Origin of the sequence: Enterobacter sp. RIT418 (assembly GCF_003057745.1) — a bacterium.
In the GTDB taxonomy this organism is placed as follows: Bacteria; Pseudomonadota; Gammaproteobacteria; order Enterobacterales; family Enterobacteriaceae; genus Enterobacter.
On the sequence record NZ_QBJD02000001.1, the window covers coordinates 22,465 to 49,038 of the forward strand.

Here is a 26,574-nt window from a genome sequence, read left to right on the forward strand (position 1 = left end):
TTTAGCTATTACCCATACGGAGGAACTATGGATCACCGTTTACTTGAAATTATTGCCTGCCCGGTGTGCAACGGCAAACTCTACTACAGCCAGGACAAACAGGAGCTGATTTGCAAGCTCGACAGCCTGGCATTCCCGCTGCGCGACGGTATTCCGGTCCTGCTGGAAAACGAAGCCCGCTCCCTGGCCGCAGAAGAGAGCAGACCATGAGTTTTGTCGTCATTATTCCTGCGCGCTATGCGTCTACCCGCCTGCCGGGCAAGCCGCTGGTCGACATTAACGGCAAGCCGATGATCGTGCATGTGCTCGAGCGCGCGCGCGAATCGGGTGCCGATCGCGTTATCGTTGCCACCGATCACCCGGACGTGGCGCGCGCGGTGGAAGCGGCGGGTGGTGAAGTGTGCATGACTCGCGCCGATCACCAGTCCGGTACGGAGCGTCTGGCTGAAGTGGTCGAAAAATGCGGCTTTAGCGACGATACGGTTATTGTTAACGTGCAGGGCGATGAGCCAATGATCCCGGCAGTTATCATTCGTCAGGTGGCGGAGAACCTTTCCCAGCGCCAGGTGGGAATGGCCACGCTCGCGGTGCCCATTCATCACGTTGAAGAAGCCTTTAATCCTAACGCGGTAAAGGTGGTCATGGACGCAGAGGGCTACGCGCTTTACTTCTCCCGCGCCACCATCCCGTGGGATCGGGATCGTTTTGCCGCGTCAAAAGAGACCATTGGCGACACCTTCCTGCGCCATCTGGGAATTTACGGCTATCGAGCGGGCTTTATTCGCCGCTACGTGACCTGGGCCCCCAGCCCGCTCGAACATATCGAAATGCTCGAGCAGCTTCGCGTGCTGTGGTACGGCGAAAAGATCCACGTCGCGGTCGCTCAGGAAGTGCCCGGCACCGGGGTTGATACGCCTGAAGATCTTGAGCGCGTACGCGCCGAAATGCGTTAATGTTGCTGCTATCCCCTCGTTCGGGGGGGATAGCTCCCCTCCAGATTGTTTTCTTTCCCCTATTTGATCGCTTCCGGGTGACATCTGCCCTTAGCACGCTCATTATAAAAGCAGTAGTCTTCATGGGGGTAATCTCATATGGAACAGCTGCGTGCTGAACTCAGCCATCTGCTTGGCGAAAAATTGAGCCGGGTCGAGTGTGTGAATGAAAAAGCGGATACCGCGCTATGGGCGCTGTATGACAGTCAGGGAAATCCAATGCCGCTGCTGGCGAGGAGCTTTACCTCACCGGGCGTGGCAAGGCAGCTCGCCTGGAAAATGTCGCTGCTGGCGCGTGAAGGAACGGTGCGCATGCCAACGGTCTACGGCGTAATGACGCATGAGGAGCATCCCGGCCCGGACGTCCTGCTTATTGAGCGATTGCGCGGCGTGCCCGTAGAGGCGCCGGCGCGAACGCCGGAACGCTGGGAGCAGCTTAAGGACCAGATCGTCGAGGGGCTGCTGGCCTGGCATCGTCAGGACAGCCGCGGGCTGGTGGGGGCCGTCGACAGCACCCAGGAAAACCTGTGGCCGCTCTGGTATCGCCAGCGGGTGGAGGTGCTGTGGGGAACGCTTAACCAGTTCAGCAATACCGGCTTAACGATGCAGGACAAACGCATTTTGTTCCGCACCCGCGAGTGCTTGCCCGCGCTGTTTGAAGGCTTTAACGACAACTGCGTGCTGGTGCATGGCAACTTCACGCTGCGCAGTATGCTAAAGGACTCGCGCAGCGACCAGCTGCTGGCGATGGTAGGGCCGGGCATTATGCTCTGGGCACCGCGCGAATATGAGCTTTTCAGGCTGAGCGAAAGCGGCTTAGCCGAAGATTTGCTGTGGCACTATCTGCAGCGCGCGCCCGTGGCGGAGGCCTTTCTCTGGCGGCGCTGGCTCTATCTGCTGTGGGATGAAGTGGCGCAGCTGGTTAATACCGGGCGGTTCAACCGCGCCAACTTCGATCTGGCGACAAAATCACTCCTGCCGTGGCTCGCCTGACGAGCCTTTGAGCCACTGCCAGAGGCGTCCCAGCGTCTCGTAGCCCACGCGATCGCTGTGCATCAGCCAGGCCGGGGATGGGATCGCCCGTTCCCACGGATTCAGCGGCGCGTCGATCGCCAGCTGATTGGCCGGGGCAGGTAGCGGATGCAATCCCTGATTCTCAAAGAAAATCATGGCTCTTGGCAGGTGCGATGCGGAGGTGACCAGCAGGAAGGGCGCATCGCCGATCGCCTGCTTCACCGCTGCCGCTTCCTCTTCGGTATCCTTCGGGCTGTCCAGTGTGATAATGGCCGAGCGCGGCACGCCAAGCGACTCGGCAACGCGGGCGCCCGCCTCGGCGGTGCTCACCGGATTCGTTTTTGCCGCCGCGCCGGTAAAGATCATTTTCGAGCCCGGATTTGCCAGCCACAGGCGGATGCCCTCGTTCAGGCGCGGGAGGCTGTTGTTGATGAGGTTTGAACTCGGCGCCCAGTTTGGGTCCCAGGTATAGCCCCCGCCCAGCACCACGATGTACTCCACCTTTTGATTTCCCTGCCATGTCGGATAGCTGTTTTCAATGGGGCGTAACAGCCCGTCGGCGACCGGCTGCAGGCTCAGCAGCAGCAGCGCCAGCCAGCCGAAGGTGATGAGCGATTTGCCGCTTTTCTGAAAGCGGCTAAACCAGACCAGTCCAAGGCCGAGCGCAATAAGCAGCAGCAGCAGCGGAAGAGGCAGCATCATGCCTCCGACATATTTTTTTAGGGTAAAAAGCATCCTTTTTGGTTCCTTTTTTAACCATATAGCAGGTGATTAGCCGTGATATTACACCAGACAGGTTCATTCTCCGCGCGGGTATGACAAAATAGCGGTTTTGCAGTTATCGAGTGGAACTCTCCCAATGCGGGATCGCAATTTTGATGACATCGCGGAAAAGTTTTCGCGCAACATTTATGGCACCACCAAAGGGCAGTTGCGCCAGACGATCCTCTGGCAGGATTTGGACACCATCCTGGCGGGTTTTGGCGGCCAAACGTTGCGCGTGCTGGATGCGGGCGGCGGCGAAGGCCAAACGGCCATAAAGATGGCGCAGCGCGGCCATCACGTCACGCTTTGCGATCTTTCTGCTGAGATGGTCGCGCGCGCGACGCGTGCAGCAGAAGAGAAAGGTGTGAGCGACAACATGCATTTTATACAATGCGCCGCTCAGGACATTGCACAGCATTTGGAAACCCAGGTTGATCTGATATTGTTTCATGCGGTGCTGGAGTGGGTGGCCGATCCGCAAAGCGTGCTACAGGCGCTGTGGTCGATGCTGCGCCCCGGCGGCACGCTGTCGCTGATGTTCTACAATGCAAACGGCTTCCTGATGCACAACATGGTTGCGGGTAATTTCGACTATGTGCAGGTCGGGATGCCGAAAAAGAAAAAGCGCACGCTTTCACCGGACTATCCGCGCGATCCTCAACAGGTCTACGGCTGGCTTGAAGCGATCGGCTGGGAGATAACCGGCAAGACGGGCGTGAGGGTGTTTCATGATTATCTGCGTGAAAAACATAAACAGCGTGACTGTTTTGACACCTTAACAGAATTAGAAACGCGGTATTGCCGCCAGGAGCCCTTTATCAGCCTTGGCCGTTATATACATGTCACTGCTCGCAAACCGCAGATGCAAGGATAACCTATGAGTGAATTTTCCCAGACAGTCCCCGAACTGGTTGCCTGGGCCAGGAAAAATGATTTCTCCATCTCGCTGCCGGTCGACAGGCTCTCATTCCTGCTGGCGGTGGCCACGCTGAACGGCGAGCGTCTGGATGGTGAAATGAGCGAGGGTGAACTGGTGGACGCGTTCCGCCACGTCAGTGATGCGTTTGAGCAAACCAGCGAAACCATTAGCGTGCGTGCCAACAACGCAATCAACGATATGGTGCGTCAACGTCTGCTGAACCGCTTTACCAGCGAGCAGGCGGAAGGAAACGCCATTTATCGTCTGACGCCGCTGGGCATCGGCATCACGGATTATTACATTCGCCAGCGCGAATTTTCGACGCTGCGTCTTTCCATGCAGCTCTCGATCGTGGCGGGCGAGCTGAAGCGCGCTGCCGACGCCGCGGACGAAAACGGCGATGAGTTTCACTGGCATCGTAACGTCTATGCGCCGCTCAAATACTCGGTTGCCGAGATTTTTGACAGCATCGATCTGACCCAGCGCCTGATGGACGAACAGCAGCAGCAGGTGAAAGACGATATTGCCCAACTGCTGAACAAAGACTGGCGTGCGGCCATCTCTAGCTGCGAAATGCTGCTGTCAGAAACGTCCGGCACGCTGCGCGAGCTGCAGGATACGCTGGAAGCGGCGGGCGATAAGCTGCAGGCCAACCTGCTGCGTATTCAGGATGCCACGATGGCGCATGACGATCTGCACTTTGTCGATCGCCTTGTCTTCGATCTGCAAAGCAAGCTCGACCGCATTATCAGCTGGGGCCAGCAGTCCATCGACCTGTGGATCGGCTACGACCGGCACGTACACAAGTTTATTCGTACCGCCATCGATATGGACAAAAACCGCGTCTTTGCACAGCGGCTGCGCCAGTCGGTACAAACCTATTTCGATGCGCCGTGGGCGCTCACCTATGCCAACGCCGATCGTCTGCTCGACATGCGTGATGAAGAGATGGCGCTGCGCGACGAAGAGGTGACCGGGGAACTTCCGCCGGATCTGGAATTTGAAGAATTTAACGAAATTCGCGAACAGCTTGCGGCGATGATCGAAGAACAGCTGGCGGTCTACAAAACCAGACAAGTGCCGCTGGATCTGGGCCTCGTGGTGCGCGAGTATCTTGCGCAATATCCGCGTGCGCGCCATTTTGATATCGCCCGCATTGTCGTCGACCAGGCCGTGCGCCTGGGTATTGCACAAGCCGATTTTACCGGGTTGCCGCCGAAGTGGCAGCCAATCAACGATTACGGAGCCAAGGTACAGGCGCATGTCATTGACAAATATTGAACAAGTGATGCCACTTAAGATGGCGCAGGCGCTGGCGAATCCGTTATTTCCGGCGCTGGACAGCCAGCTGCGTGCCGGTCGTCACATTGGCCTTGACGAGCTGGACAACCACGCTTTTTTGATGGACTTCCAGGAGTATCTGGAAGAGTTCTACGCTCGCTATAACGTGGAGCTGATTCGCGCGCCGGAAGGTTTCTTCTATTTGCGCCCGCGCTCCACGACGCTGATCCCGCGCTCGGTTCTGTCCGAGCTGGATATGATGGTGGGCAAAATTCTTTGCTATCTCTATCTCAGTCCCGAGCGTCTGGCGAATGAAGGTATCTTCACCCAGCAGGAACTTTACGATGAGCTGTTGACGCTGGCGGATGAGAGCAAACTGCTCAAGCTGGTGAACAACCGCTCCACGGGGTCGGATCTTGACCGTCAGAAATTACAGGAAAAGGTTCGTTCTTCCCTGAACCGCCTGCGTCGTCTGGGGATGGTCTGGTTTATGGGCCACGACAGCAGCAAGTTCCGCATCACCGAGTCCGTGTTCCGCTTTGGCGCCGACGTGCGTGCGGGCGACGACGCGCGTGAAGCACAGCTGCGCATGATCCGCGACGGGGAAGCGATGCCGGTGGAAAATCACCTGCAGCTCAATGACGAGCATGAAGACAATCAGCCGGATAGCGGGGAGGAAGAGTAATGATTGAACGCGGTAAATTTCGCTCACTAACGCTGATTAACTGGAACGGTTTCTTTGCGCGAACCTTCGATCTTGATGAGCTGGTAACGACGCTGTCCGGCGGTAACGGTGCGGGCAAGTCCACCACCATGGCGGCGTTTGTGACGGCCCTAATCCCCGATCTGACCCTCCTGCACTTCCGCAACACCACCGAAGCGGGGGCCACAAGCGGCTCCCGAGATAAGGGCCTGCACGGCAAGCTGAAGGCCGGCGTCTGCTACTCCGTACTGGACGTGATCAACTCTCGCCACCAGCGCGTGGTGGTCGGCGTACGTCTCCAGCAGGTTGCCGGTCGCGATCGTAAAGTCGATATCAAACCGTTTGCGATCCAGGGGCTGCCAACCTCCGTGCAGCCTACCGCGCTGCTGACGGAAACCCTGAACGAACGCCAGGCGCGCGTGCTGACGCTGCAGGAGCTGAAGGACAAGCTCGAAGCCATCGAGGGCGTTCAGTTTAAGCAGTTCAACTCGATTACCGATTACCACTCCCTGATGTTCGATCTGGGCGTGGTAGCGCGTCGTCTTCGCACGGCGTCCGATCGCAGCAAATACTACCGCCTTATCGAAGCGTCGCTGTATGGCGGTATTTCCAGCGCCATTACCCGCTCGCTGCGTGACTACCTGCTGCCGGAAAACAGCGGCGTGCGCAAGGCCTTCCAGGATATGGAAGCCGCGCTGCGTGAAAACCGCATGACGCTGGAAGCGATCCGCGTCACCCAGTCTGACCGCGATCTGTTCAAGCATCTGATCAACGAAGCCACCAACTACGTGGCGGCGGACTACATGCGTCACGCCAACGAGCGCCGCATTCATCTCGATCAGGCGCTGGAATACCGCCGCGAGCTGTTCACCTCCCGCAAACAGCTGGTGGCCGAGCAGTACAAGCACGTTGAAATGGCGCGCGAGCTGGGCGAACACAACGGTGCCGAAGGGGATCTGGAAGCGGATTATCAGGCGGCCAGCGATCACCTGAACCTGGTGCAAACCGCGCTGCGCCAGCAGGAAAAAATCGAGCGCTATGAGGCGGATCTTGACGAGCTTCAAATTCGTCTCGAAGAGCAGAACGAAGTGGTGGCGGAAGCCGCCGATATGCAGGAAGAGAACGAAGCCCGCGCCGAAGCCGCCGAGCTGGAAGTGGATGAGCTGAAAAGCCAGCTTGCCGATTACCAGCAGGCGCTGGACGTCCAGCAGACGCGTGCGATTCAGTACAACCAGGCGCTGCAGGCGCTGCAGCGGGCAAAAGAGCTTTGCCATCTGCCTGACCTGACGCCGGACAGCGCTGACGAATGGCTTGAGACCTTCCAGGCGAAAGAGCAGGAAGCCACCGAGAAGCTGTTGGCGCTCGATCAGAAAATGAGCGTGGCGCAAACGGCGCACAGCCAGTTTGAGCAGGCTTATCAGCTTGTCGTGGCGATTAACGGCCCCGTCGCGCGAAGCGATGCGTGGAACGTTGCCCGCGAGCTGCTGCGCGATGGCGTGAACCAGCGTCACCTGGCCGAGCAGGTTCAGCCGCTGCGCATGCGCCTGAACGAGCTGGAACAACGCCTGCGCGAGCAGCAGGAAGCCGAGCGTCTGCTGGCTGAGTTCTGCAAGCGTCAGGGCAAAAGCTACGATATCGACGATCTCGAAGCCCTCCATCAGGAGCTGGAAGCGCGCATCGCGGCGCTCTCGGACACCGTGTCCAACGCCAGCGAGCAGCGCATGACGCTGCGCCAGGAGATGGAACAGCTTCAGGCCCGGTCAAAAACCCTGCTGCAGCGCGCGCCGGTGTGGCTCGCGGCGCAAAGCAGCCTGAGCCAGCTCAGCGAGCAGTGCGGCCAGGAGTTTGAATCCAGTCAGGACGTGACCGAATACCTGCAGCAGCTGCTGGAGCGCGAGCGTGAGGCGATTGTTGAACGCGATGAAGTTGGCGCTCGCAAGCGCGACGTTGACGATGAAATTGAGCGCTTAAGCCAGCCGGGCGGCTCCGAAGATGCCCGCCTGAATACCCTGGCAGAGCGCTTCGGCGGCGTGCTGCTCTCGGAAATTTACGACGACGTTGGTCTGGACGACGCGCCGTACTTCTCCGCGCTGTATGGCCCTTCACGTAACGCGATCGTGGTGCCGGATCTGTCGCTGATTTCCGATCAGCTGGCCGGTCTGGAAGATTGCCCGGAAGATCTCTACCTGATCGAAGGGGACCCGCAGTCGTTCGATGACAGCGTCTTCAGCGTGGATGAGCTGGAAAAAGCGGTGGTGGTCAAAATCGCCGATCGCCAGTGGCGTTATTCCCGCTTCCCGGAGCTTCCGCTGTTTGGCCGCGCGGCGCGCGAAAGCCGTATCGAAAGCCTTCACGCCGAGCGCGAAACCCTGTCCGAACGTTTTGCGACCCTGTCGTTTGACGTGCAGAAAACGCAGCGTCTTCACCAGGCCTTCAGCCGCTTCATCGGCAGCCACCTGTCGGTTGCGTTTGAAGCCGACCCGGAAGCGGAAATCCGCAAGCTCAACACCCGCCGCGGCGAGCTGGAGCGCGCGATTGCGAATCATGAAAATGATAACCAGCAAAACCGCGTGCAGTTCGAACAGGCGAAAGAGGGCGTTGCCGCGCTGAACCGCATTCTGCCGCGCCTGAATCTGCTGGCGGATGATACGCTGGCCGATCGCGTGGACGAAATCCAGGAACGTCTGGACGAAGCGCAGGAAGCCGCGCGCTTCGTGCAGCAGCACGGTAACCAGCTGGCGAAGCTGGAGCCGGTTGTCTCCGTTCTGCAAAGCGACCCCGAGCATTATGAGCAACTGAAAGAAGATTACGCCTGGTCACAGCAGGTGCAGCGCGAGGCGCGTCAGCAGGCGTTTGCCCTGACCGAAGTCGTGCAGCGCCGCGCCCACTTTGGCTACTCTGACTCGGCGGAAATGCTGAGCGGCAATAGCGATCTGAATGAGAAACTGCGCCAGCGTCTGGAGCAGGCCGAAGCGGAGCGTACGCGCGCTCGTGAAGCCATGCGTACGCACGCCGCGCAGCTGAGCCAGTACAGCCAGGTCATGGCCTCGCTGAAAAGCTCCTTTGATACCAAGAAGGAGCTGTTAAACGATCTGCATAAAGAGCTGCAGGACATCGGCGTGCGCGCCGACAGCGGGGCGGAAGAGCGGGCGCGTATTCGTCGCGACGAGCTGCACGCTCAGCTCAGCAACAACCGCGCGCGCCGCAACCAGCTGGAAAAAGCGCTCACCTTCTGCGAAGCGGAAATGGACAACCTGACCCGCCGGCTGCGCAAGCTGGAGCGTGACTATCACGAAATGCGCGAGCAGGTCGTTAGCGCGAAAGCGGGCTGGTGCGCTGTGATGCGAATGGTGAAAGACAACGGCGTTGAGCGTCGTCTGCACCGTCGCGAGCTGGCCTATCTTTCCGGCGACGAGCTGCGCTCCATGTCGGATAAGGCGCTGGGTGCGCTGCGCCTGGCGGTGGCGGATAACGAGCACCTGCGCGACGTGCTGCGCATGTCTGAAGATCCAAAACGCCCGGAGCGTAAGATTCAGTTCTTCGTGGCGGTGTATCAGCACCTGCGCGAGCGTATTCGTCAGGACATCATCCGCACCGACGATCCGGTTGAAGCCATTGAGCAGATGGAAATCGAGCTGGGCCGCCTGACGGAAGAGCTGACCTCGCGCGAGCAAAAGCTGGCAATCAGCTCCCGCAGCGTGGCGAACATTATTCGCAAAACCATTCAGCGCGAGCAGAACCGCATCCGTCAGCTGAACCAGGGCCTGCAGAGCGTGTCGTTTGGTCAGGTGAACAGCGTGCGTCTTAACGTGAACGTGCGTGAAGCGCACGCTACGCTGCTGGACGTACTCTCAGAACAGCACGAGCAGCATCAGGATCTGTTCAACAGCAACCGTCTGACCTTCTCTGAAGCGCTGGCGAAGCTGTACCAGCGCCTGAACCCGCAGATCGATATGGGCCAGCGCACGCCGCAAACTATCGGAGAAGAGCTGCTGGATTACCGTAACTACCTGGAGATGGAAGTTGAGGTTAACCGTGGCTCTGACGGCTGGCTGCGCGCGGAATCCGGCGCGCTCTCTACGGGTGAGGCTATCGGTACGGGGATGTCGATTCTGGTGATGGTGGTGCAGAGCTGGGAAGACGAATCTCGCCGCCTGCGCGGAAAAGATATTTCTCCGTGCCGTCTGCTGTTCCTTGATGAAGCGGCGCGTCTGGATGCTCGCTCCATTGCTACGCTGTTTGAGCTTTGCGATCGTCTCGACATGCAGCTCATCATCGCGGCGCCGGAAAACATCAGTCCGGAAAAAGGCACGACGTACAAGCTGGTGCGTAAGGTGTTCCAGAATACCGAGCACGTGCACGTTGTCGGTCTGCGGGGCTTTGCGCCGCAGCCGCCGGAATCCTTGCCGGGTACGGCCGACGCGTCTTAACGCGGTTCATGACATCAAGCGGCGCATCAGCGCCGCTTTTTTTTCACTTATCCTATACACCCGGCTGCGTTATCTTTAAACTTCTTTACATAAGGTAAGGCAACAGCGTTTAAGCCTTTCTATAATGAAGAAAAGCCCCAGAATGATGGGCATGTCGTAAAAACAGGGGGCAAGGGATGTTGCTAAAGAAAAATCGTGGTCATCAGCTGTCCGCGCTGAGTTTATGCCTGACGGTGATGTTTGCTCCACTGTTAAGTGCACGGGCCGACGAGCCTGAAATGGTACCGACGGACAGCTCCGCAACCGTGGGCGCGCAGCCGACATCGCTGTCGCAGCCGCTGGAGCAATCTCCGGCGACGGCCATCATGGCCGGCATCAGGCCGCTGCCTGAAGGTATTGATACGGAATCACTTCGCCAGCAGCTCATGACAGGGCTGCCTTCCGGCTACACGCCTGCGTACATCAATCAGCTAACGCTCTTGTATGCGGCGCGCGACATGAAGCCCATGTGGGAAAATCGCGATGCGGTCAGGGCGTTTCAACAGCAGCTGGCAGAAGTGGCGATTGCGGGCTTCCAGCCGCAATTTACCACCTGGGTTGAGCTATTGACCGATTCGGCTGTGACCGGCCAGGCGCGCGACGTCGTGCTGTCCGACGCCATGATGGGTTATCTGCAGTTCGTTGCGGGCATCCCGGTCAACGGCGGTCGCTGGCTCTATAGCGATAAGCCCTACAAGCTTGCCACGCCGGCGCTGTCGGTAATTAATCAGTGGCAGCTTTCGCTCGATAACGGCGAGCTGCCGCGCTTTATTGCGAGCCTGGCACCCGCACACCCTCAATATGCCACTATGCATCAGTCCCTGCTGGACCTGGTGGCGGATTCTCGTCCGTGGCCGCAGCTGCGCGCTACCGCCACCCTGCGTCCGGGGCAGTGGAGCAGCGATGTGCCTGCATTGCGTGAAATCCTCGCGCGCTCCGGCGTTCTGAACGGGGGGCCCAAAATTGCGCTTCCCGGCGACGAGCCAGAAAGCGCGGTGGTTAGCCCTTCGGCGCCGGTGAAGGAACGAAAAGGCGCCGTGAGTAATAAACCGGCGGTATACGATCGCGAGCTGGTGGCTGCGGTCAAGCAGTTCCAGGCCCTGCAGGGGCTGGGCGCTGACGGCGTCATCGGTCAGTCCACCCGCGACTGGCTCAACGTTTCGCCTGCTCAGCGGGCCGGCGTGCTGGCGCTGAACATCCAGCGTCTGCGGCTGCTGCCCGGCACCTTGTCGACCGGCATTATGGTAAATATCCCGGCATACTCGCTGGTTTACTATCAGAACGGGAGCGAAGTCCTGGCCTCACGCGTGATTGTCGGTCGTCCCGATCGCAAAACGCCGATGATGAGCAGCGCATTGAATAACGTGGTGGTCAACCCGCCGTGGAACGTGCCGCCGACGCTGGCGCGTAAGGATATTCTGCCTAAGCTGTGGAGTGACCCGGGATACCTTGAACGGCATAACTACACGGTGATGCGCGGCTGGAACAGCAAAGAGGCCATCGATCCTTACATGGTGGACTGGTCGACGATCACCGCATCTAACCTGCCGTTCCGCTTCCAGCAGGCACCCGGCGCGCACAACTCGCTTGGGCGTTACAAATTCAATATGCCGAGCTCGGACGCTATTTATCTGCACGATACGCCAAACCACAATCTGTTCCAGAAGGACACTCGCGCGCTCAGCTCAGGCTGCGTTCGCGTGAATAAGGCCTCAGAGCTGGCGAATATGCTGTTACAGGATGCAGGCTGGAACGACGCGCGGATTTCCGATGCGCTTAAGGAAGGAAATACGCGCTACGTGAATATTCGCCAAAATATTCCTGTTAATCTTTATTACCTGACGGCCTTCGTCGGAGAAGATGGTCGTACCCAATATCGTACAGATATTTACAATTATGATCTCACCGCGCGATCTGGCGCACAAATTTTGCCAAAAGCGGAACAATTAATCAGGTAAATGAAGTAGTTCGGGGAAAACGATTGTCGTAAGTTATGGTAAGCATTAGGCGATCTGGCTGTAAGCCGCATGTTTACTGGGGTTGGGCACCTTGACTTACAGGTTTAAGCCAGTTATGGTGCCCATCGTGCGCTATGCATACTTACGATAACTTTTGACCTGTAGACCTGATTATCATGGACAAATTTGACGCTAATCGCCGCAAACTGCTGGCGTTAGGTGGTGCTGCGCTGGGCGCTGCTGCCATCCTGCCGACGCCAGCATTTGCCACCCTCTCGACACCTCGACCGCGCATATTAACGCTAAATAACCTGCATACAGGTGAAACGCTTAAAGCGGAGTTTTTCGATGGCAGAGGCTATATTCAGGATGAATTAGCTCGACTTAACCATTTTTTCCGTGATTTCCGCGCGAATAAAGTTAAAGCCATCGACCCTGGACTTTTCGATCAGCTGTTCCGCCTACAGGGCATGCTTGGAACCCGCAGGCCCGTGCAGCTTATTTCCGGCTATCGCTCTCTTGATACCAATAACGAGCTGCGCGCCCATAGCCGTGGCGTAGCGAAAAAAAGCTACCACACGAAAGGGCAGGCGATGGACTTTCATATTGAGGGCGTTTCGTTAGCCAATATTCGCAAAGCTGCGTTATCTATGCGCGCAGGTGGTGTAGGATATTACCCCAGCAGCAACTTTGTGCATATTGATACCGGGCCGGTTCGGCACTGGTAATAACGAAACACAGGAGCAGTATGAACTATCGTATTATTCCGGTTACCGCGTTCTCCCAGAACTGTTCATTAATCTGGTGCGAGCAAACCAAACTGGCCGCGCTTGTCGATCCCGGCGGTGACGCTGAGAAAATCAAGCAGGAAGTCGCAGCAAGCGGCGTGACGCTGATGCAGATTTTGCTCACCCATGGTCATCTTGATCATGTGGGCGCTGCGGCTGAACTGGCTCAACATTACGGTATCCCCGTGATTGGCCCGGAAAAAGAAGATGAGTTCTGGCTGCAGGGACTGCCTGCCCAAAGCCGTATGTTTGGCCTGGATGAGTGCCAGCCGCTGACGCCCGATCGCTGGCTGAACGAAGGCGATCGCATAAGCGTAGGGAATGTGGCTTTACAGGTGCTGCATTGTCCTGGGCATACGCCGGGCCATATCGTTTTCTTTGATGACCAGTCGCGTCTGCTGATTTCCGGCGATGTGATTTTCAAAGGCGGCGTAGGGCGCAGCGATTTTCCGCGTGGCGATCACGGTCAGCTGATTCAGTCGATTAAGCAGAAGCTGTTGCCGCTTGGCGATGACGTAACGTTTATTCCGGGTCACGGACCGCTATCAACGCTCGGATACGAGCGGCTGCATAATCCGTTCCTTCAGGATGAAATGCCAGTCTGGTAACCGAATAAAAAAAGCCTGCGCTAAGCAGGCTTTTTTATGGGCGCTGAATGATTACAGCACGGCGACGATGGCTTCGCACAGCGGCGCCATATTATCTGGCGTCATGCCCGCCACGTTCACGCGGCCAGAGGCGACGGCGTAAACGCCAAACTCCTCACGCAGGCGCATAACCTGCTCTTTGGTCAGGCCGCTGAAGGAGAACATGCCGTTCTGCTTGATGATAAAGCTAAAGTCTCGGTCGGCGCCTTTCTCGGCCAGCGTGCTCACAAACAGCAGGCGCATGCGCTGGATGCGCTGGCGCATGTCGTTCAGCTCTTGTTCCCAGATAGCGCGCAGGGCGTCGTTGCTCAAAATGGTCGCCACCACGGACGCACCGTGTGCCGGTGGGTTGGAGTAGTTGGCGCGGATCGCGGATTTCATCTGGCTGAACGCGCGGTCAACGGTTTGCTCATCGGCGGCAACCAGCGTGCAGGCGCCCACGCGCTCGTTGTACAGGCCAAAGTTCTTGGAGTAGGAGCTCGCGACAATCAGCTCCTGGTGAACGGCAGCGAACGCGCGTAAGCCTTCCGCATCTTCTTCCAGACCGCGGGCAAAGCCCTGGTAGGCGAAGTCGAACAGCGGCAGCCAGCCTTTTTCGACGGACAGCTTCGCCAGATGCTCCCACTGCTCCAGCGTCGGATCGATACCCGTTGGGTTATGGCAGCAGCCGTGGAACAGCACTACGTCACCCGCCTGCGCGTCGTTCAGGCTTGCCAGCAGGCCGTCAAAGTCCAGGGAGTGGTTTGCCGCGTCGTAATAGGCGTACTCGCGCACTTCCAGACCCGCAGAGTTAAAGACGCTCTTGTGGTTAGGCCAGCTTGGGTTGCTTACCCAGACGCGCTTAACGGAGGTGTTTTTCGCCAGGAAATCCGCCGCCACGCGCAGCGCGCCGGTACCGCCTGGGGTTTGCGCAGTGCGAGCACGTTTGTCGCTCACAATGGTGCTGCCTTTACCGAACAGCAGCTCCTGCGTGCAGCGACCGAATTCCGGAATACCATCAATACCGAGGTAGTTCTTGGTGGTTTCGTTTTCCAGCAGATACTGCTCTGCTTTTTTAACGCTGGTCAGAACCGGTGTTTTGCCGGTTTCATCTTTATACACACCAATACCCAGGTTGATTTTGCCAGGGCGGTCGTCGGCACGAAACAGATCGGCCAGGCCCAGAATAGGGTCGGCAGGAGCGGCGGTAATGTTCTCAAACATGACGAAGTTCCATTGTGATGACAGAAGTGAAATCCGCTATCAGGTTAACGGGAGATTTACAAAATGCCAACCGTTTGCGATGAAAAGCGTGCGGCTTTTCAAAAGTCGCTATTATTTTCTGACAGCCATAAAAAAAACAGGGCCGAAGCCCTGTCTCTTATGCATATAACAGCGTGGTGTACTGATTAGAACTGGTAAACAATACCCAGAGCCACGATGTCGTCGCTGCTCATGCCCAGCTTGTTGTCGCTTTTCAGCTGGTTGATCATGTAGTCAACGTAGGTGGACATGTTTTTGTTGAAGTAGTAGGTTGCGCCAACATCGATGTAGTTGATGTAATCTTCGTCACCAATACCCTCTACGTCTTTCGCTTTAGATTTGTAGTAAGCGATGGACGGACGCAGGCCGAAGTCGAACTGGTACTGTGCAACAACGGAGAAGTCCTGAGTTTTGTTAGCGAAGCCGCGGCTGCTCAGACGTGCTGCGTTGCGCATTTCACCGTACAGCGCTGCCAGGTAGATGTTGTTCGCGTCATATTTCAGACCGGTTGCCCACTGCTCAGCTTTGTCGCCTTTACCCCATGCCAGGTTCTGCTGTGCGTTGGTACGGTCAGCAGCGCCATAAGCACCCAGTACGGAGAAGCCGTCAAACTCGTAGCTCATAGACGTTGCCCAACCGTCGCCGTTAGAGCGAACAGCGTCGTCACGTTCGTTTTTGCCCAGGTACTGAACGCCGAAGTTCAGACCATCAACCAGGCCGAAGAAGTTGTTGTTGCGGTAAGTTGCCAGGCCACCGGTACGGCCAGCGAAGAAGTCATCGCTCGCGCCAGTGTCGCCACCGAACTCAGGCAGCATATCGGTAATACCGATTACGTCGTACACCAGGCCGTAGTTACGACCGTAGTCGAAGGAGCCTGCGTCACCAAATTTCAGACCAGCATAGGCCAGACGGGTTTTGTTACCGGTCTGCGCGTCGCTGCCTTCAGAGTTGTTACCCTGGAAGTTATATTCCCACTGGCCGTAACCGGTCAGCTGGTCGTTGATCTGAGTTTCACCTTTGAAGCCCAGACGCGCGTAGGTTTTGTCGCCATCGTTGCCGGAATCATCAGAGAAGTAGTGCAGACCAACGGCTTTACCGTACAGGTCCAGTTTGTTGCCGTCTTTGTTATAGATTTCTGCAGCGTTAGCTGCACCGGCTACCAGCAGGGCAGGGATCACCGCTGCCAGAATATTGCGCTTCATCATTATTTATTACCCTCATTGGTTTTTTTATGACACTCGCCACTGCCGCCAATAAATTCTGTCAATAAATATTTCCGGAACTATTGATGAGAGTTTGGTGTCTTTATGTGTCTGACAGGCATCTTTCCATTCACCGAACCGTTTCGCTAGCCTGAAAATGCTACAAACATCAAGATTGAGTAACAAAAAGAAATAATGTGTAAGAAAATATGTAAAACAGGGAACTTTGTGAACCACCTCAAATTTCGGGACTGAATGGTTAATAAATCTGCACCCCTATATGTATCTATATGAATTTCTTATATTTAATTTAGATAAAAGCGCTTCCTCTAAACAAACCTTCAACGAGTCGTTTTTTCTTATACGCTAAATAAGACTTCTGGATGGCTGTGAAATTGATTGAAAATTGTGCTAATGCTTCAGATTTGTATTAGGCGCAATGATGGTGTGGTTTCTTTTTTGTTGACAGATATTTCGCGGAAATAAAACGTAACAGGCAGTGGTTTTTGCGGGGTTGATGTTTAATGAAGCTGACTTATCGCTGACGGAAACTGACAGTGCAGAATAAAATAATGGCCAGCATAGCTGGCCATTGAGATTGATGCTGATTAGAAGCTGGCGTTACGCGGGGTACGCGGGAACGGAATGACGTCGCGCACGTTCTGAACGCCGGTCACGTAGGCAATCAGACGCTCGAAGCCGAGGCCAAAACCGGAGTGCGGTACGGTGCCGTAGCGGCGCAGATCGCGATACCAGCTGTAGTCCGCCGGGTTGAGCCCCATCTCTTCCATACGTGCATCCAGTACGTCCAGACGCTCTTCACGCTGGGAACCCCCGATGATTTCACCGATGCCCGGCGCCAGAACGTCCATTGCGGCAACGGTTTTACCGTCTTCGTTAAGGCGCATGTAGAAGGCCTTAATGTCTTTCGGGTAGTTTTTCACAACAACCGGCGCTTTGAAGTGCTTCTCGGCCAGGTAGCGTTCGTGTTCGGAAGAGAGGTCCACGCCCCAGTAAACCGGGTTCTCGAACTTCTCACCGCATTTTTCGAGGATTGCCACCGCGTCGGTGTAATCCACCTGGGCGAAGTCAGCGGACACGAAGCGCTCAAGGCGGGCAATCGCGTCGTTGTCCACGCGCTCGGCGAAGAATTTCATGTCGTCAGCGCGCTCTTCAAGCACCGCTTTGAACACGTATTTCAGCATGGCTTCAGCCAGCGCGGCAGCGTCGTCCAGATCGGCAAAGGCCACTTCCGGCTCCAGCATCCAGAACTCCGCCAGGTGGCGGCTGGTGTTGGAGTTTTCCGCACGGAAAGTTGGGCCAAAGGTGTAGATCTTAGACAGCGCGCAGGCGTAGGTTTCGCCGTTGAGCTGGCCGGACACCGTCAGGAAGGCCTCTTTACCAAAGAAGTCTTTGTCAAAGTCTACTTTGCCTTCCGGCGTGCGCGGCAGGTTTTCCATATCCAGCGTGGAAACGCGGAACATTTCACCGGCACCCTCGGTATCGGACGCGGTAATCAGCGGGGTAGAGACCCAGAAATAACCCTGCTCGTTAAAGAAGCGATGCAGCGCCTGCGCCAGCGTATGGCGTACGCGAGCTACGGCACCAATCAGGTTGGTGCGCGGACGCAGATGCGCCACTTCGCGCAGATACTCAATGCTGTGGCGTTTTGCCGCCATTGGGTAGGTATCCGGATCTTCAACCCAGCCGGTCACTTCGATGGCAGAAGCCTGAATTTCGAAACTCTGGCCCTGGCCCGGTGAGGCGACAACAACACCGGTCACGATAACGGAGCAGCCTGTTGTCAGGTGCAGCACGTCATCATTGTAATTGGGCAGAGAATTATTAATGACGGCCTGTACAGGATCAAAGCAGGAACCGTCATAGACGGCGAGGAAGGAGATGCCAGCTTTAGAATCTCGGCGAGTACGCACCCATCCGCGCACGGTGACTTCCTGGTCAACGGCGACACGGCCCTGGAGTACGTCGGCTACAGGCACAACGCTCATAATATTCTCTCTGTTAATAGTCGGAAAAAATAAACACTTGTCCACCCTTATGGGGGGATATCTATGTTACCTGCCATCCGCCATCAGACAAGTAAATTTCGCAGCCAAAAGAGAAGAATTAAGAAAAAATAAGGGGAGGGGGAGCCATTAAGGCTCCCCCAGGCGCTTAGCTGGCCTTTTTAATCTGCGGGAGATCGAACGCTTTGCGCAAGGCGCGAACGAAGGCTTTATCATGGCAGATGGTTTTTCCCGGGCTGTCGGAGAGCTTTGCTACCGGCTTACCGTTACATTCCACCAGCTTAATAACGATATTCAGAGGTTTTACCTGAGGAATATCGCACGTTAAGCGGGTGCCAATACCAAAGCTCAGGTTCACTCGGGAAGAGAAATGACGGTACAGGTCGACGGCCTTCGCCAGATCGAGATTGTCGGAGAAGACCAGCACCTTGCTCATGGGATCAATGCCGAGCTTTTCATAGTGAGCGATGGCTTTCTCGCCCCACTCAACGGGATCGCCGGAATCATGGCGCAGGCCCTGATAGCGTTCGGCAAACTCAGGACCAAAGTCGCGCAGGAACGCGTCCATAGTAATGCAGTCGGTCAGCGCGATACCGAGGCGATCTGGATATTCTTCAAGCCACGCGGCCAGGGCGGCGCGCTGGCTGTTCGCAAGGTCGGGGCTGATCTGCTGATGCGCCTGGAACCACTCGTGCGCCTGGGTGCCCATCGGCGTTAAGTCCAGTCGACGCGCCAGGTCGTAGTTGCTGGTGCCGACAAACCACGGTTCCTGCTGCAGGCGCTCAACGATGGCCTGCTGTACCTCGCGTGAGAATCGACGGCGGGTACCAAAGTCCATCAGGCGGAAGCGTGACATATCCAGCCCGTCGGTCAGCGCAGTAAACTCAACCAGCTTTTTCTCCAGCGAGTCCAGCGCCTGCTCAACGCCCATTTCCGGCGAGCGGTAGCGGTGGGCCAGCTCGCTGATGACGGCCAGCAGCGGCACCTCCCACATGATCACTTCGCGCCACGGCCCTTCAAGACGGATGTTGAGCTTGCCGTTATCGTTAGAGATGGTGACCTGCTCAGGCTTATAGCGGAAGTCGCGCAGCCAGTTGAGGTAGTCTTCTTTAAAGAACGGCAGGCCGGAAAGCCATTGATACTCATCGTCCTGCAGCGCCAGATGCTGCATGGCATCGACCTGTTCGCGAATGGAATCCGCATAGATACCCAGCAAGTCGTCGCCCCGGCAGCGAAACTCCGCCGCAACATGGACATCATGATAGTGGTGAAACACGGCTTGCTGCATATGCAGTTTATACGCGTCGGTATCCAGCAACGTATGCAGAACAGGGGAAGCGAATTGAGTCATAGGTGCGCAGTAGCATCCTCTCACGGGAGCGTTTAGTACAATAAACAACGCTGAAGTATACCGTGTTTATCAATTTATTGAACCCCGATCACACCATAAGGTGTCTTTAGGGTCGAGCGCATTTCGTGCCCCGTGTTATAAAAATGTAGCGAAAAAGGGCGTTGTCACTGAAAAGATGAACATTCTGCGTAGCGCGTTTTCCGCAACAGGAATAGACTGGATTCGATATTCGACAAACGATGCATAAGGTTTTCTATGACACAACAGCCACAAGCCAAATACCGCCACGACTACCGTGCGCCGGATTACCTGATTAGCGATATCGATCTGACTTTTGACCTGGATGCCACTAAAACCGTTGTTACGGCGGTAAGCCAGGTCATGCGCCAGAGCGCGACGGCTGTGCCGCTGCGCCTGGATGGCGAAGACCTGACGCTGGTTTCCCTGCATATTAATGATGTAGCCTGGACAGACTATAAAGAAGAAGGCAACCAGCTGGTCATCGATAATCTGCCGGAACGCTTTACGCTGCGCATCGTCAATGAAATTAGCCCTGCTGCTAACACCGCGCTGGAAGGGCTTTACCAGTCGGGCGTGGCGCTGTGTACCCAGTGTGAAGCCGAAGGCTTCCGCCATATCACCTGGTATCTTGACCGCCCGGACGTGCTGGCGCGTTTTACCACCAAAATTATCGCCGATAAAACGCTGTATCCCTTCCTGCTTTCCAACGGGAACCGCGTAGGCGAAGGCGAACTGGAAAACGGGCGTCACTGGGTGCAGTGGCGGGACCCGTTCCCGAAACCGTGCTACCTGTTTGCGCTGGTGGCGGGGGACTTCGACGTCCTGCGCGACACTTTCAAAACCCGTTCAGGCCGCGAGGTGGCGCTGGAGCTGTTTGTTGACCGCGGCAACCTCGACCGCGCGCCGTGGGCGATGACCTCCCTGATCAATTCCATGAAGTGGGACGAGGAGCGCTTCGGCCTCGAATACGATCTCGACATCTATATGATCGTCGCCGTCGACTTCTTCAACATGGGCGCGATGGAGAACAAGGGCCTTAACGTCTTTAACTCCAAATACGTCCTCGCCCGCACCGATACCGCCACCGATAAAGATTATCTCGATATTGAGCGCGTTATCGGCCACGAGTATTTCCACAACTGGACCGGTAACCGCGTGACCTGCCGCGACTGGTTCCAGCTGAGCCTGAAAGAGGGCCTGACCGTCTTCCGCGACCAGGAGTTCAGCTCCGATTTGGGTTCGCGCGCGGTCAACCGTATCAATAACGTGCGCACCATGCGCGGCCTGCAGTTTGCGGAAGACGCCAGCCCGATGGCGCACCCGATTCGCCCGGATAAAGTTATCGAGATGAACAACTTCTACACCCTGACGGTGTACGAGAAGGGCGCTGAGATCATTCGCATGATCCACACCCTGCTGGGCGAAGAAAACTTCCAGAAGGGCATGCAGCTTTACTTCGAGCGTCATGACGGCAGCGCGGCTACCTGCGATGATTTCGTTCAGGCAATGGAAGATGCCTCGAATGTCGACCTGTCCCACTTCCGCCGCTGGTACAGCCAGGCCGGCACGCCGATTGTGACCGTTAAAGACGACTACAACCCGGAGACCGAGCAGTACACGTTGACCATCAGCCAGCGCACGCCGCCGACGGCCGAGCAGGAAGAGAAGCATCCTTTACATATTCCGTTCAGCATTGAGCTGTACGATAACGAAGGCAAAGTCATCCCGCTGCAGAAGGGCGGCCATCCGGTCCATCACGTGCTCAACGTGACCCAGGCCGAGCAGACCTTTATCTTCGATAACGTCTACTTCCAGCCGGTCCCGGCGCTGCTTTGCGAATTCTCCGCGCCGGTGAAGCTGGAGTACAAGTGGAGCGACCAGCAGCTGACCTTCCTGATGCGCCACGCGCGCAACGACTTCTCCCGCTGGGATGCGGCGCAAAGCCTGCTGGCAACCTACATCAAGCTGAACGTTAACCGATACCAGCAGGGTCAGCCGCTGACTCTGCCGGTGCATGTCGCCGACGCGTTCCGCGCGATCCTGCTGGATGAGCACATTGACCCGGCGCTGGCGGCTGAAATCCTGACGCTGCCGTCCGCGACGGAAATCGCCGAGCTGTTCGACATTATCGACCCGATCGCGATTGTTGCCGTGCGTGAAGCGCTGACCCGCACGCTGGCGACCGAGCTGGCGGACGAGTTCCTCGCAATTTACAACGCCAACCGGCTGGACGCGTATCGCGTTGAGCATGCGGATATCGGCAAGCGTTCTCTGCGCAATACCTGCCTGCGCTATCTGGCGTTTGGCGAGGTCGAGCTCGCAGACGCGCTGGTGAGCAAGCAGTATCACGATGCGGACAACATGACCGACGCGCTGGCGGCCCTGGCGGCAAGCGTCGCCGCCGAACTGCCGTGCCGCGATGCGCTGATGCAGGAATACGATGACAAGTGGCATCAGGATGGTCTGGTGATGGACAAGTGGTTCATCCTGCAGGCCACCAGCCCGGCGGCCGACGCGCTTAGCAACGTGCGCAGCCTGCTGAAGCATCGCTCGTTCACCATGAGCAACCCGAACCGCGTGCGCTCGCTGATCGGCGCGTTTGCCAGCAGCAATCCGGCCGCGTTCCACGCGGAAGACGGCAGCGGCTATCAGTTTATGGTGGAAATGCTGACCGAGCTGAACAGCCGTAACCCGCAGGTGGCGTCGCGCCTGATTGAGCCGCTGATCCGCCTGAAGCGCTACGATGCGAAGCGTCAGGCGAAGATGCGCGCCGCGCTTGAGCAGCTAAAAGGGCTGGAAAACCTGTCCGGCGATTTGTACGAGAAGATCGCTAAAGCCTTAGCGTGATGTAAAAAAGCCCGGTGGGCAGCTAAAAGCAAAACGGCAACCTCGGTTGCCGTTTTTAGTGTTTTCTCCCTCTCCCTGCGGGAGAGGGCCGGGGTGAGGGCATCAGGCATTAGCCTTCGCCCGCCTTAGCTCCGTTTCCCCGCGCTTCATCACCCGCTCAAGAACCTGCGCCTCCAGCTCCGCCAGCCTGGCCGAGCCCACGCGGCGTGGACGCGGAATATCCACCGTCAGATCCAGCCCAATTCGTCCTTCTTCTATGAGCAGCACGCGGTCGGCCATCGCGACGGCTTCGCTGACGTCGTGCGTGACCAGAATGACCGTAAAGCCGTGGGTCTGCCATAGCGAAACGATTAGCTCCTGCATTTCAATGCGCGTCAGGGCATCCAGCGCGCCGAGCGGTTCATCGAGCAGCAGCAGGCCGGGGCGATGGATCAGCGCCCTTGCCAGCGCCACGCGCTGCTTTTGACCGCCGGATAGCGCGGCTGGCCACTCTGCCGCACGGTTTTCCAGCCCGACGGCGGCCAGCGCATGACGCGCGCTATCGCGCCAGCTTCCCTTTAGCCCCAGGCCGACGTTATCAATGACCGATTTCCACGGCAGCAGGCGCGCGTCCTGAAACATCATCCGCGTATCGTCCTGAATGTTCGCCAGGGGCGTCGTGCCTGCGAGAATTTCACCGCCGTTCGGCGCTTCCAGCCCGGCCAAAAGCCGCAGCAGCGTGCTTTTTCCGCCGCCGCTGCGGCCCACCACGGCCACGAACTGTCCGGCGGGAATGTGAAGATCCAGCGCGTTAAGAATTGTGTTATCGCCGTAGCGCTTGGTTACGCCGTTAAGCAGCAGCGGCGTACCCTGGTTCAGTCGAGCCGTATTCATGCTTTTGCCTCCTGAGCGGTATAGGCCGGGTTCCAGCGCAGCCAGGTGCGCTCCAGCCACTGGGCGCTGACGTCGGCAAGCTTGCCGAGCAGGGCGTAGAGAATGATGGCAACCACCACCACGTCCGTTTGCAGGAACTCGCGGGCGTTCATTGCCAGATAGCCGATGCCGGAGTTAGCCGAAATAGTTTCAGCAACGATCAGCGTCAGCCACATCAGGCCCAGCGCAAAGCGCACGCCGACCATAATGGAGGGCAGGGCGCCCGGCAGGATCACGTGGATAAACAGCGCGAAGCCGGAGAGCCCGTAGCTGCGCGCCATCTCCACCAGCCCGCGATCGATGCTGCGAATGCCGTGCCAGGTATTGATGTAAATCGGGAACAGCGTCCCCAGCGCCACGAGGAAGATCCTGGCGCTCTCATCAATGCCGAACCACAGGATAACCAGTGGGATCAGCGCCAGATGCGGCACGTTGCGCAGCATCTGAACGGACGTGTCCAGCAGGCGCTCTCCCCAGCGCGACAGGCCGCTAATCAGCCCCAGCGCCAGGCCGATGCTGCCGCCAATCGAAAAGCCAATCGCCGCGCGCCAGGAGCTGATCGCCAGGTGCTGCCACAGCTCGCCGCTCACGCTCAGCGACCAGAAGGCTTCGACAACGCCCTCGGGTGAGGGCAGTATGCGGCTGGAGAGCCAGCCGACCGAGGACGCCAGCTGCCAGAAGGCGACAATGCCGACGGGGAGAAACCAGGGGGCGGCGCGCAGCAGCCATTTTTGTGCGGTGGCAGACATGGTTGTCTCCTTAGCTTTGCGCCGCTTTTCGCGGGATAAACTCGTTTGCAATTGCTTCGCCCTGAAGCTGAAGGCGCTGCGGCTGCGGTATCTCCGGGATGGCGACATCCAGATGCGGAAATAACAGCTCGCCTACCCTGTAGGCCTCTTCAAGATGCGGATAGCCGGAGAGAATAAAGCTGTCGATGCCCAGCTCCGCGTACTCGTTGATACGCGCCGCCACGGTTGGGCCATCGCCCACCAGCGCCGTTCCCGCGCCGCCGCGCACCAGGCCAACGCCCGCCCACAGGTTGGGGCCGATCTCCAGATCCTCGCGCTTGCCGTTGTGCAGCGACGCCATCCGGTGCTGCCCCACGGAGTCGGTTTTGGCAAACGCCGCCTGGGCCTTGGCTATGGTGGCATCATCGAGATGTGAAATCAGCCGGTCCGCAGCCTGCCAGGCCTCTTGAGTGGTTTCGCGCACGATGACGTGCAGGCGAATGCCGAAGCGGACCCTGCGGCCACGCGCTGCCGCTTTGGCACGGACCTGTTCAATTTTCTCCTTCACCAGATGCGGCGGCTCGCCCCACGTTAGGTAGAGATCGACCTGTTCGGCCGCCAGATCCTGCGCCACGTCCGACGAACCGCCGAAATAGAGCGGCGGACGCGGCTGCTGCACCGGCGGGAAGTAGAGCTTCGCATCGCGAACGTGGACGTGTTTGCCCTCGAACGTCACCGTCTCGCCCTCAAGCAGGCGGCGCCAGACGCGGGTAAACTCGGCGGACGCCTCATAGCGTTCGGTATGATCGAGGTACACGCCGTCGCCCGCCAGCTCCTGCGGATCGCTGCCGGTCACCAGGTTAAACAGCGCGCGTCCGTTGGACAGCCGATCCAGCGTGGCGGCCTGGCGCGCGGCCACCGTCGGGGAAACGACGCTTGGGCGCAGCGCGACGAGAAACTTCAGCCGCTGGGTGACCGGGATCATCGAGGCTGCGACCAGCCAGGCGTCCTCGCAGGAGCGTCCGGTCGGGATCAGCACGCCGGTAAAGCCGATGCGGTCCGCCGCCTGCGCAATTTGCTGCAGGTAGCCATGGTCAACGGGACGAGACCCTTCTTCGGTACCCAGATAGTGGCCGTCACCGTGGGTAGGTAAAAACCAGAAAAGATTCAGACTCATGATTTGGTTCCTTCTTTGCCGGCAGGCTGCCAGATGCGTTCGCGAATATTGACCTGTTTTGGCACCAGGCGGTTTTGATAAAAGAGATCTGCGGTTTGCTGCTGAAGCGCGGCGACGCGCGCGTCCACGGGAGTAATCCGGGTGGGCGGCCGATGATTGAGGTAGCTCGCAATTACCGGTTCAGGCAAGCCCATGGTTTTGGCCAGCAGGGCGATGCTCGCCTGTCGCTGGGTTTGCGTCAGCGCATCGGCCTCGGTAAAGGTATCCAGCACGCCCTGAATAAAGGTGCCGTTCTTTTCCGCATACGGACGTGCGGCGAGATAGAACGAACCGGTCTGCTTCAGCGTGGTGCCGTCTTTGAGCACGCGCACGCCGCCCTGCAGCAGCGCGGCGGAGTAGTACGGGTCCCAAATGGCCCAGGCATCCACGTTCTTTTGCTGGAACGCGGCGCGGGCGTCGGCGGGCGTCAGGTAAACGGGCTGAATGTCGGTAAACTTCAGCCCGGCCTCCTGCAGCGCGCGCAGCAGCAGGTTGTGCGAGCTGGAACCTTTCTGGAACGCGACCTTATGGCCCTTAAGGTCGGCGACGCGCTTAATGTCGCTGTTCTCTGGAACCAGGATCACTTCCGCTTTGGGCTTGGCGGGCTCAACGCCAACGTAAACCAGATCCGCGCCCGCGGCCTGCGCAAAGATCGGCGGAATATCGCCCGTGCTGCCAAGATCGATACTGCCGACATTGAGCGCTTCAAGCATTTGCGGCCCGGCCGGGAACTCTATCCAGGAGAATTTCGTTTCAGGAAAACGCTTTTCCAGAAGCTGGTGATTTTTTGCCAGCACCATGCTGACGCTGCCTTTCTGATAGCCGATGCGCAGGCTGTCGGGCGCCGCGTCGGCCGCATTCGCCAGAGACGACATCGCCAGCAGGCCTGCGAGTCCGATTCGGGTTAACGTTTTAAACATGGGCCACTCCTTGCAGCTGCTTGAACGCAGGCACCGTGGCATCGCGACGGTGGAGGGCCTGCCAGAACGTTTCCAGCGCGCTATCGAGGCGGGTTTGCAGGTTCGGCGTGAAGTGCGGCCTGTGCTGATAATCGATAACCTGCGAATCGTCAGCAAAGACGCCGTGCAGGATCTCCTGCGCTTTAAGCGCGCTGAGCACCGGCTTGAGGGCGTAGTCCACCGCCAGAAGATGGGCGATGGTGCCTCCGGTTGCCAGAGGCAGGACAACTTTGCCGTCCAGCGCGCGTTCGGGCAGCAGGTCAAGCAGGGTTTTCAGCGCGCCAGAAAACGAGGCTTTATACACCGGCGTCGCGACGATTAGGCCATCCGCACCGTTCAGCTGTTCGATGAACGTCTTCAGCGCCGGACTGTCAAAACGGGCGTACAGCAGATCCTCAGGCTCGAAGTTGTGCAGGTTCCAGTGACACACTTCCACGTTTAGCGCATTGAGCTTTTCGCGGGCATATTCCAGTAGCGAACTGGAACGAGAGGGGAATCGGGGACTTCCGGCCAGGGTGATAACGCGCATGCAG

21 protein-coding genes are annotated in these 26,574 nt (G+C 57.8%); 11 read left to right on the top strand and 10 right to left on the bottom strand.

What is annotated here, in order from left to right; translation table 11 throughout:
* The first annotated feature begins 27 nt into the window (after positions 1-27).
* From ycaR to DBY73_RS00105, 3 genes are all read left to right on the top strand, one after another.
* Positions 28-210, top strand: coding sequence for a protein YcaR (gene ycaR / locus DBY73_RS00095; protein ID WP_112009210.1), 183 nt, complete (start codon positions 28-30; stop codon positions 208-210).
* Complete coding sequence (kdsB, locus tag DBY73_RS00100; RefSeq protein WP_112009211.1) at positions 207-953, top strand: 3-deoxy-manno-octulosonate cytidylyltransferase; 747 nt, start codon at positions 207-209, stop codon at positions 951-953. The genes ycaR and kdsB overlap by 4 nt, the downstream gene beginning before the upstream one ends.
* A gap of 138 nt (positions 954-1,091) precedes the next feature.
* A complete protein-coding gene (locus DBY73_RS00105; RefSeq protein ID WP_112009212.1) occupies positions 1,092-1,985 on the top strand; it encodes a YcbJ family phosphotransferase in 894 nt (297 codons plus the stop codon).
* Here the strand turns inward: DBY73_RS00105 and elyC are convergent.
* On the bottom strand, positions 1,962-2,741 hold the full coding sequence (gene elyC / locus DBY73_RS00110) for an envelope biogenesis factor ElyC (protein WP_112009213.1): 780 nt from the start codon (positions 2,739-2,741) through the stop codon (positions 1,962-1,964). The two genes, DBY73_RS00105 and elyC, sit on opposite strands and share 24 nt — an antisense overlap.
* A 124-nt stretch (positions 2,742-2,865) precedes the next feature.
* On the opposite strand from elyC, the gene cmoM reads away from it, so the two are divergent.
* The 7 genes from cmoM to DBY73_RS00150 all read left to right on the top strand — a co-directional run bounded on the left by cmoM (position 2,866) and on the right by DBY73_RS00150 (position 13,497).
* Complete coding sequence (gene cmoM / locus DBY73_RS00115; protein ID WP_112009214.1) at positions 2,866-3,645, top strand: tRNA uridine 5-oxyacetic acid(34) methyltransferase CmoM; 780 nt, start codon at positions 2,866-2,868, stop codon at positions 3,643-3,645.
* A 3-nt stretch (positions 3,646-3,648) separates the two neighbouring features.
* Complete coding sequence (mukF, locus tag DBY73_RS00120) at positions 3,649-4,971, top strand: chromosome partition protein MukF (RefSeq protein WP_112009215.1); 1,323 nt, start codon at positions 3,649-3,651, stop codon at positions 4,969-4,971.
* Positions 4,952-5,656 (top strand): chromosome partition protein MukE, encoded by a 705-nt coding sequence (mukE, locus tag DBY73_RS00125; protein WP_112009216.1) that lies wholly within the window; start codon positions 4,952-4,954, stop codon positions 5,654-5,656. Before mukF ends, mukE begins: the two co-directional genes overlap by 20 nt.
* Complete coding sequence (gene mukB / locus DBY73_RS00130) at positions 5,656-10,104, top strand: chromosome partition protein MukB (protein WP_112009217.1); 4,449 nt, start codon at positions 5,656-5,658, stop codon at positions 10,102-10,104. The genes mukE and mukB overlap by 1 nt, the downstream gene beginning before the upstream one ends.
* Positions 10,105-10,280: 176 nt before the next feature.
* The gene (gene ldtD, locus DBY73_RS00135) at positions 10,281-12,101 is read left to right on the top strand and encodes a L,D-transpeptidase (protein ID WP_112009218.1); all 1,821 of its coding nucleotides are present in this window, start codon (positions 10,281-10,283) and stop codon (positions 12,099-12,101) included.
* Positions 12,102-12,277: 176 nt separating this feature from the next.
* Positions 12,278-12,829 (top strand): YcbK family protein, encoded by a 552-nt coding sequence (locus DBY73_RS00145; RefSeq protein WP_112009219.1) that lies wholly within the window; start codon positions 12,278-12,280, stop codon positions 12,827-12,829.
* 20 nt (positions 12,830-12,849) lie between these two features.
* Positions 12,850-13,497, top strand: a complete 648-nt coding sequence (locus DBY73_RS00150) for an MBL fold metallo-hydrolase (RefSeq protein ID WP_112009220.1) — start codon at positions 12,850-12,852, stop codon at positions 13,495-13,497.
* Positions 13,498-13,548: 51 nt separating this feature from the next.
* Here DBY73_RS00150 and DBY73_RS00155 read toward each other — a convergent pair whose 3' ends face one another.
* The 4 genes from DBY73_RS00155 to pncB form a co-directional block, all read right to left on the bottom strand.
* Positions 13,549-14,739 (bottom strand): amino acid aminotransferase, encoded by a 1,191-nt coding sequence (locus DBY73_RS00155; protein ID WP_112009221.1) that lies wholly within the window; start codon positions 14,737-14,739, stop codon positions 13,549-13,551.
* A 185-nt stretch (positions 14,740-14,924) separates the two neighbouring features.
* Complete coding sequence (gene ompF / locus DBY73_RS00160; RefSeq protein ID WP_112009222.1) at positions 14,925-15,983, bottom strand: porin OmpF; 1,059 nt, start codon at positions 15,981-15,983, stop codon at positions 14,925-14,927.
* A gap of 605 nt (positions 15,984-16,588) precedes the next feature.
* On the bottom strand, positions 16,589-17,989 hold the full coding sequence (asnS, locus tag DBY73_RS00170; RefSeq protein WP_112009224.1) for an asparagine--tRNA ligase: 1,401 nt from the start codon (positions 17,987-17,989) through the stop codon (positions 16,589-16,591).
* Between the two features lie 166 nt (positions 17,990-18,155).
* Positions 18,156-19,358, bottom strand: coding sequence for a nicotinate phosphoribosyltransferase (gene pncB / locus DBY73_RS00175; RefSeq protein WP_112009225.1), 1,203 nt, complete (start codon positions 19,356-19,358; stop codon positions 18,156-18,158).
* A 255-nt stretch (positions 19,359-19,613) separates the two neighbouring features.
* On the opposite strand from pncB, the gene pepN reads away from it, so the two are divergent.
* Positions 19,614-22,226, top strand: a complete 2,613-nt coding sequence (gene pepN, locus DBY73_RS00180) for an aminopeptidase N (protein ID WP_112009226.1) — start codon at positions 19,614-19,616, stop codon at positions 22,224-22,226.
* A 102-nt stretch (positions 22,227-22,328) separates the two neighbouring features.
* Here pepN and ssuB read toward each other — a convergent pair whose 3' ends face one another.
* The 5 genes from ssuB to ssuE are packed head-to-tail and all read right to left on the bottom strand — an operon-like array spanning position 22,329 to position 26,570.
* The gene (gene ssuB, locus DBY73_RS00185; RefSeq protein WP_112009227.1) at positions 22,329-23,099 is read right to left on the bottom strand and encodes an aliphatic sulfonates ABC transporter ATP-binding protein; all 771 of its coding nucleotides are present in this window, start codon (positions 23,097-23,099) and stop codon (positions 22,329-22,331) included.
* Entirely contained in the window at positions 23,096-23,887 is a 792-nt protein-coding gene (gene ssuC, locus DBY73_RS00190; protein WP_112009228.1) for an aliphatic sulfonate ABC transporter permease SsuC, read from the bottom strand. The genes ssuB and ssuC overlap by 4 nt, the downstream gene beginning before the upstream one ends.
* A 10-nt stretch (positions 23,888-23,897) precedes the next feature.
* A complete protein-coding gene (gene ssuD / locus DBY73_RS00195; RefSeq protein ID WP_112009229.1) occupies positions 23,898-25,043 on the bottom strand; it encodes an FMNH2-dependent alkanesulfonate monooxygenase in 1,146 nt (381 codons plus the stop codon).
* Positions 25,040-26,002, bottom strand: a complete 963-nt coding sequence (locus DBY73_RS00200) for a sulfonate ABC transporter substrate-binding protein (RefSeq protein WP_112009230.1) — start codon at positions 26,000-26,002, stop codon at positions 25,040-25,042. The genes ssuD and DBY73_RS00200 overlap by 4 nt, the downstream gene beginning before the upstream one ends.
* Positions 25,995-26,570, bottom strand: coding sequence for an NADPH-dependent FMN reductase (gene ssuE / locus DBY73_RS00205; RefSeq protein ID WP_112009231.1), 576 nt, complete (start codon positions 26,568-26,570; stop codon positions 25,995-25,997). Before ssuE ends, DBY73_RS00200 begins: the two co-directional genes overlap by 8 nt.
* Positions 26,571-26,574: the final 4 nt, after the last annotated feature.

Bases quoted from the DNA above. Each gene is read 5' to 3' on its own strand.
- ycaR (WP_112009210.1), top strand. From the start codon at position 28: ATGGATCACCGTTTACTTGAAATTATTGCCTGCCCGGTGTGCAACGGC.
- kdsB (WP_112009211.1), top strand. From the start codon at position 207: ATGAGTTTTGTCGTCATTATTCCTGCGCGCTATGCGTCTACCCGCCTG.
- DBY73_RS00105 (WP_112009212.1), top strand. From the start codon at position 1,092: ATGGAACAGCTGCGTGCTGAACTCAGCCATCTGCTTGGCGAAAAATTG.
- elyC (WP_112009213.1), bottom strand. From the start codon at position 2,741: ATGCTTTTTACCCTAAAAAAATATGTCGGAGGCATGATGCTGCCTCTT.
- cmoM (WP_112009214.1), top strand. From the start codon at position 2,866: ATGCGGGATCGCAATTTTGATGACATCGCGGAAAAGTTTTCGCGCAAC.
- mukF (WP_112009215.1), top strand. From the start codon at position 3,649: ATGAGTGAATTTTCCCAGACAGTCCCCGAACTGGTTGCCTGGGCCAGG.
- mukE (WP_112009216.1), top strand. From the start codon at position 4,952: ATGTCATTGACAAATATTGAACAAGTGATGCCACTTAAGATGGCGCAG.
- mukB (WP_112009217.1), top strand. From the start codon at position 5,656: ATGATTGAACGCGGTAAATTTCGCTCACTAACGCTGATTAACTGGAAC.
- ldtD (WP_112009218.1), top strand. From the start codon at position 10,281: ATGTTGCTAAAGAAAAATCGTGGTCATCAGCTGTCCGCGCTGAGTTTA.
- DBY73_RS00145 (WP_112009219.1), top strand. From the start codon at position 12,278: ATGGACAAATTTGACGCTAATCGCCGCAAACTGCTGGCGTTAGGTGGT.
- DBY73_RS00150 (WP_112009220.1), top strand. From the start codon at position 12,850: ATGAACTATCGTATTATTCCGGTTACCGCGTTCTCCCAGAACTGTTCA.
- DBY73_RS00155 (WP_112009221.1), bottom strand. From the start codon at position 14,739: ATGTTTGAGAACATTACCGCCGCTCCTGCCGACCCTATTCTGGGCCTG.
- ompF (WP_112009222.1), bottom strand. From the start codon at position 15,983: ATGATGAAGCGCAATATTCTGGCAGCGGTGATCCCTGCCCTGCTGGTA.
- asnS (WP_112009224.1), bottom strand. From the start codon at position 17,989: ATGAGCGTTGTGCCTGTAGCCGACGTACTCCAGGGCCGTGTCGCCGTT.
- pncB (WP_112009225.1), bottom strand. From the start codon at position 19,358: ATGACTCAATTCGCTTCCCCTGTTCTGCATACGTTGCTGGATACCGAC.
- pepN (WP_112009226.1), top strand. From the start codon at position 19,614: ATGACACAACAGCCACAAGCCAAATACCGCCACGACTACCGTGCGCCG.
- ssuB (WP_112009227.1), bottom strand. From the start codon at position 23,099: ATGAATACGGCTCGACTGAACCAGGGTACGCCGCTGCTGCTTAACGGC.
- ssuC (WP_112009228.1), bottom strand. From the start codon at position 23,887: ATGTCTGCCACCGCACAAAAATGGCTGCTGCGCGCCGCCCCCTGGTTT.
- ssuD (WP_112009229.1), bottom strand. From the start codon at position 25,043: ATGAGTCTGAATCTTTTCTGGTTTTTACCTACCCACGGTGACGGCCAC.
- DBY73_RS00200 (WP_112009230.1), bottom strand. From the start codon at position 26,002: ATGTTTAAAACGTTAACCCGAATCGGACTCGCAGGCCTGCTGGCGATG.
- ssuE (WP_112009231.1), bottom strand. From the start codon at position 26,570: ATGCGCGTTATCACCCTGGCCGGAAGTCCCCGATTCCCCTCTCGTTCC.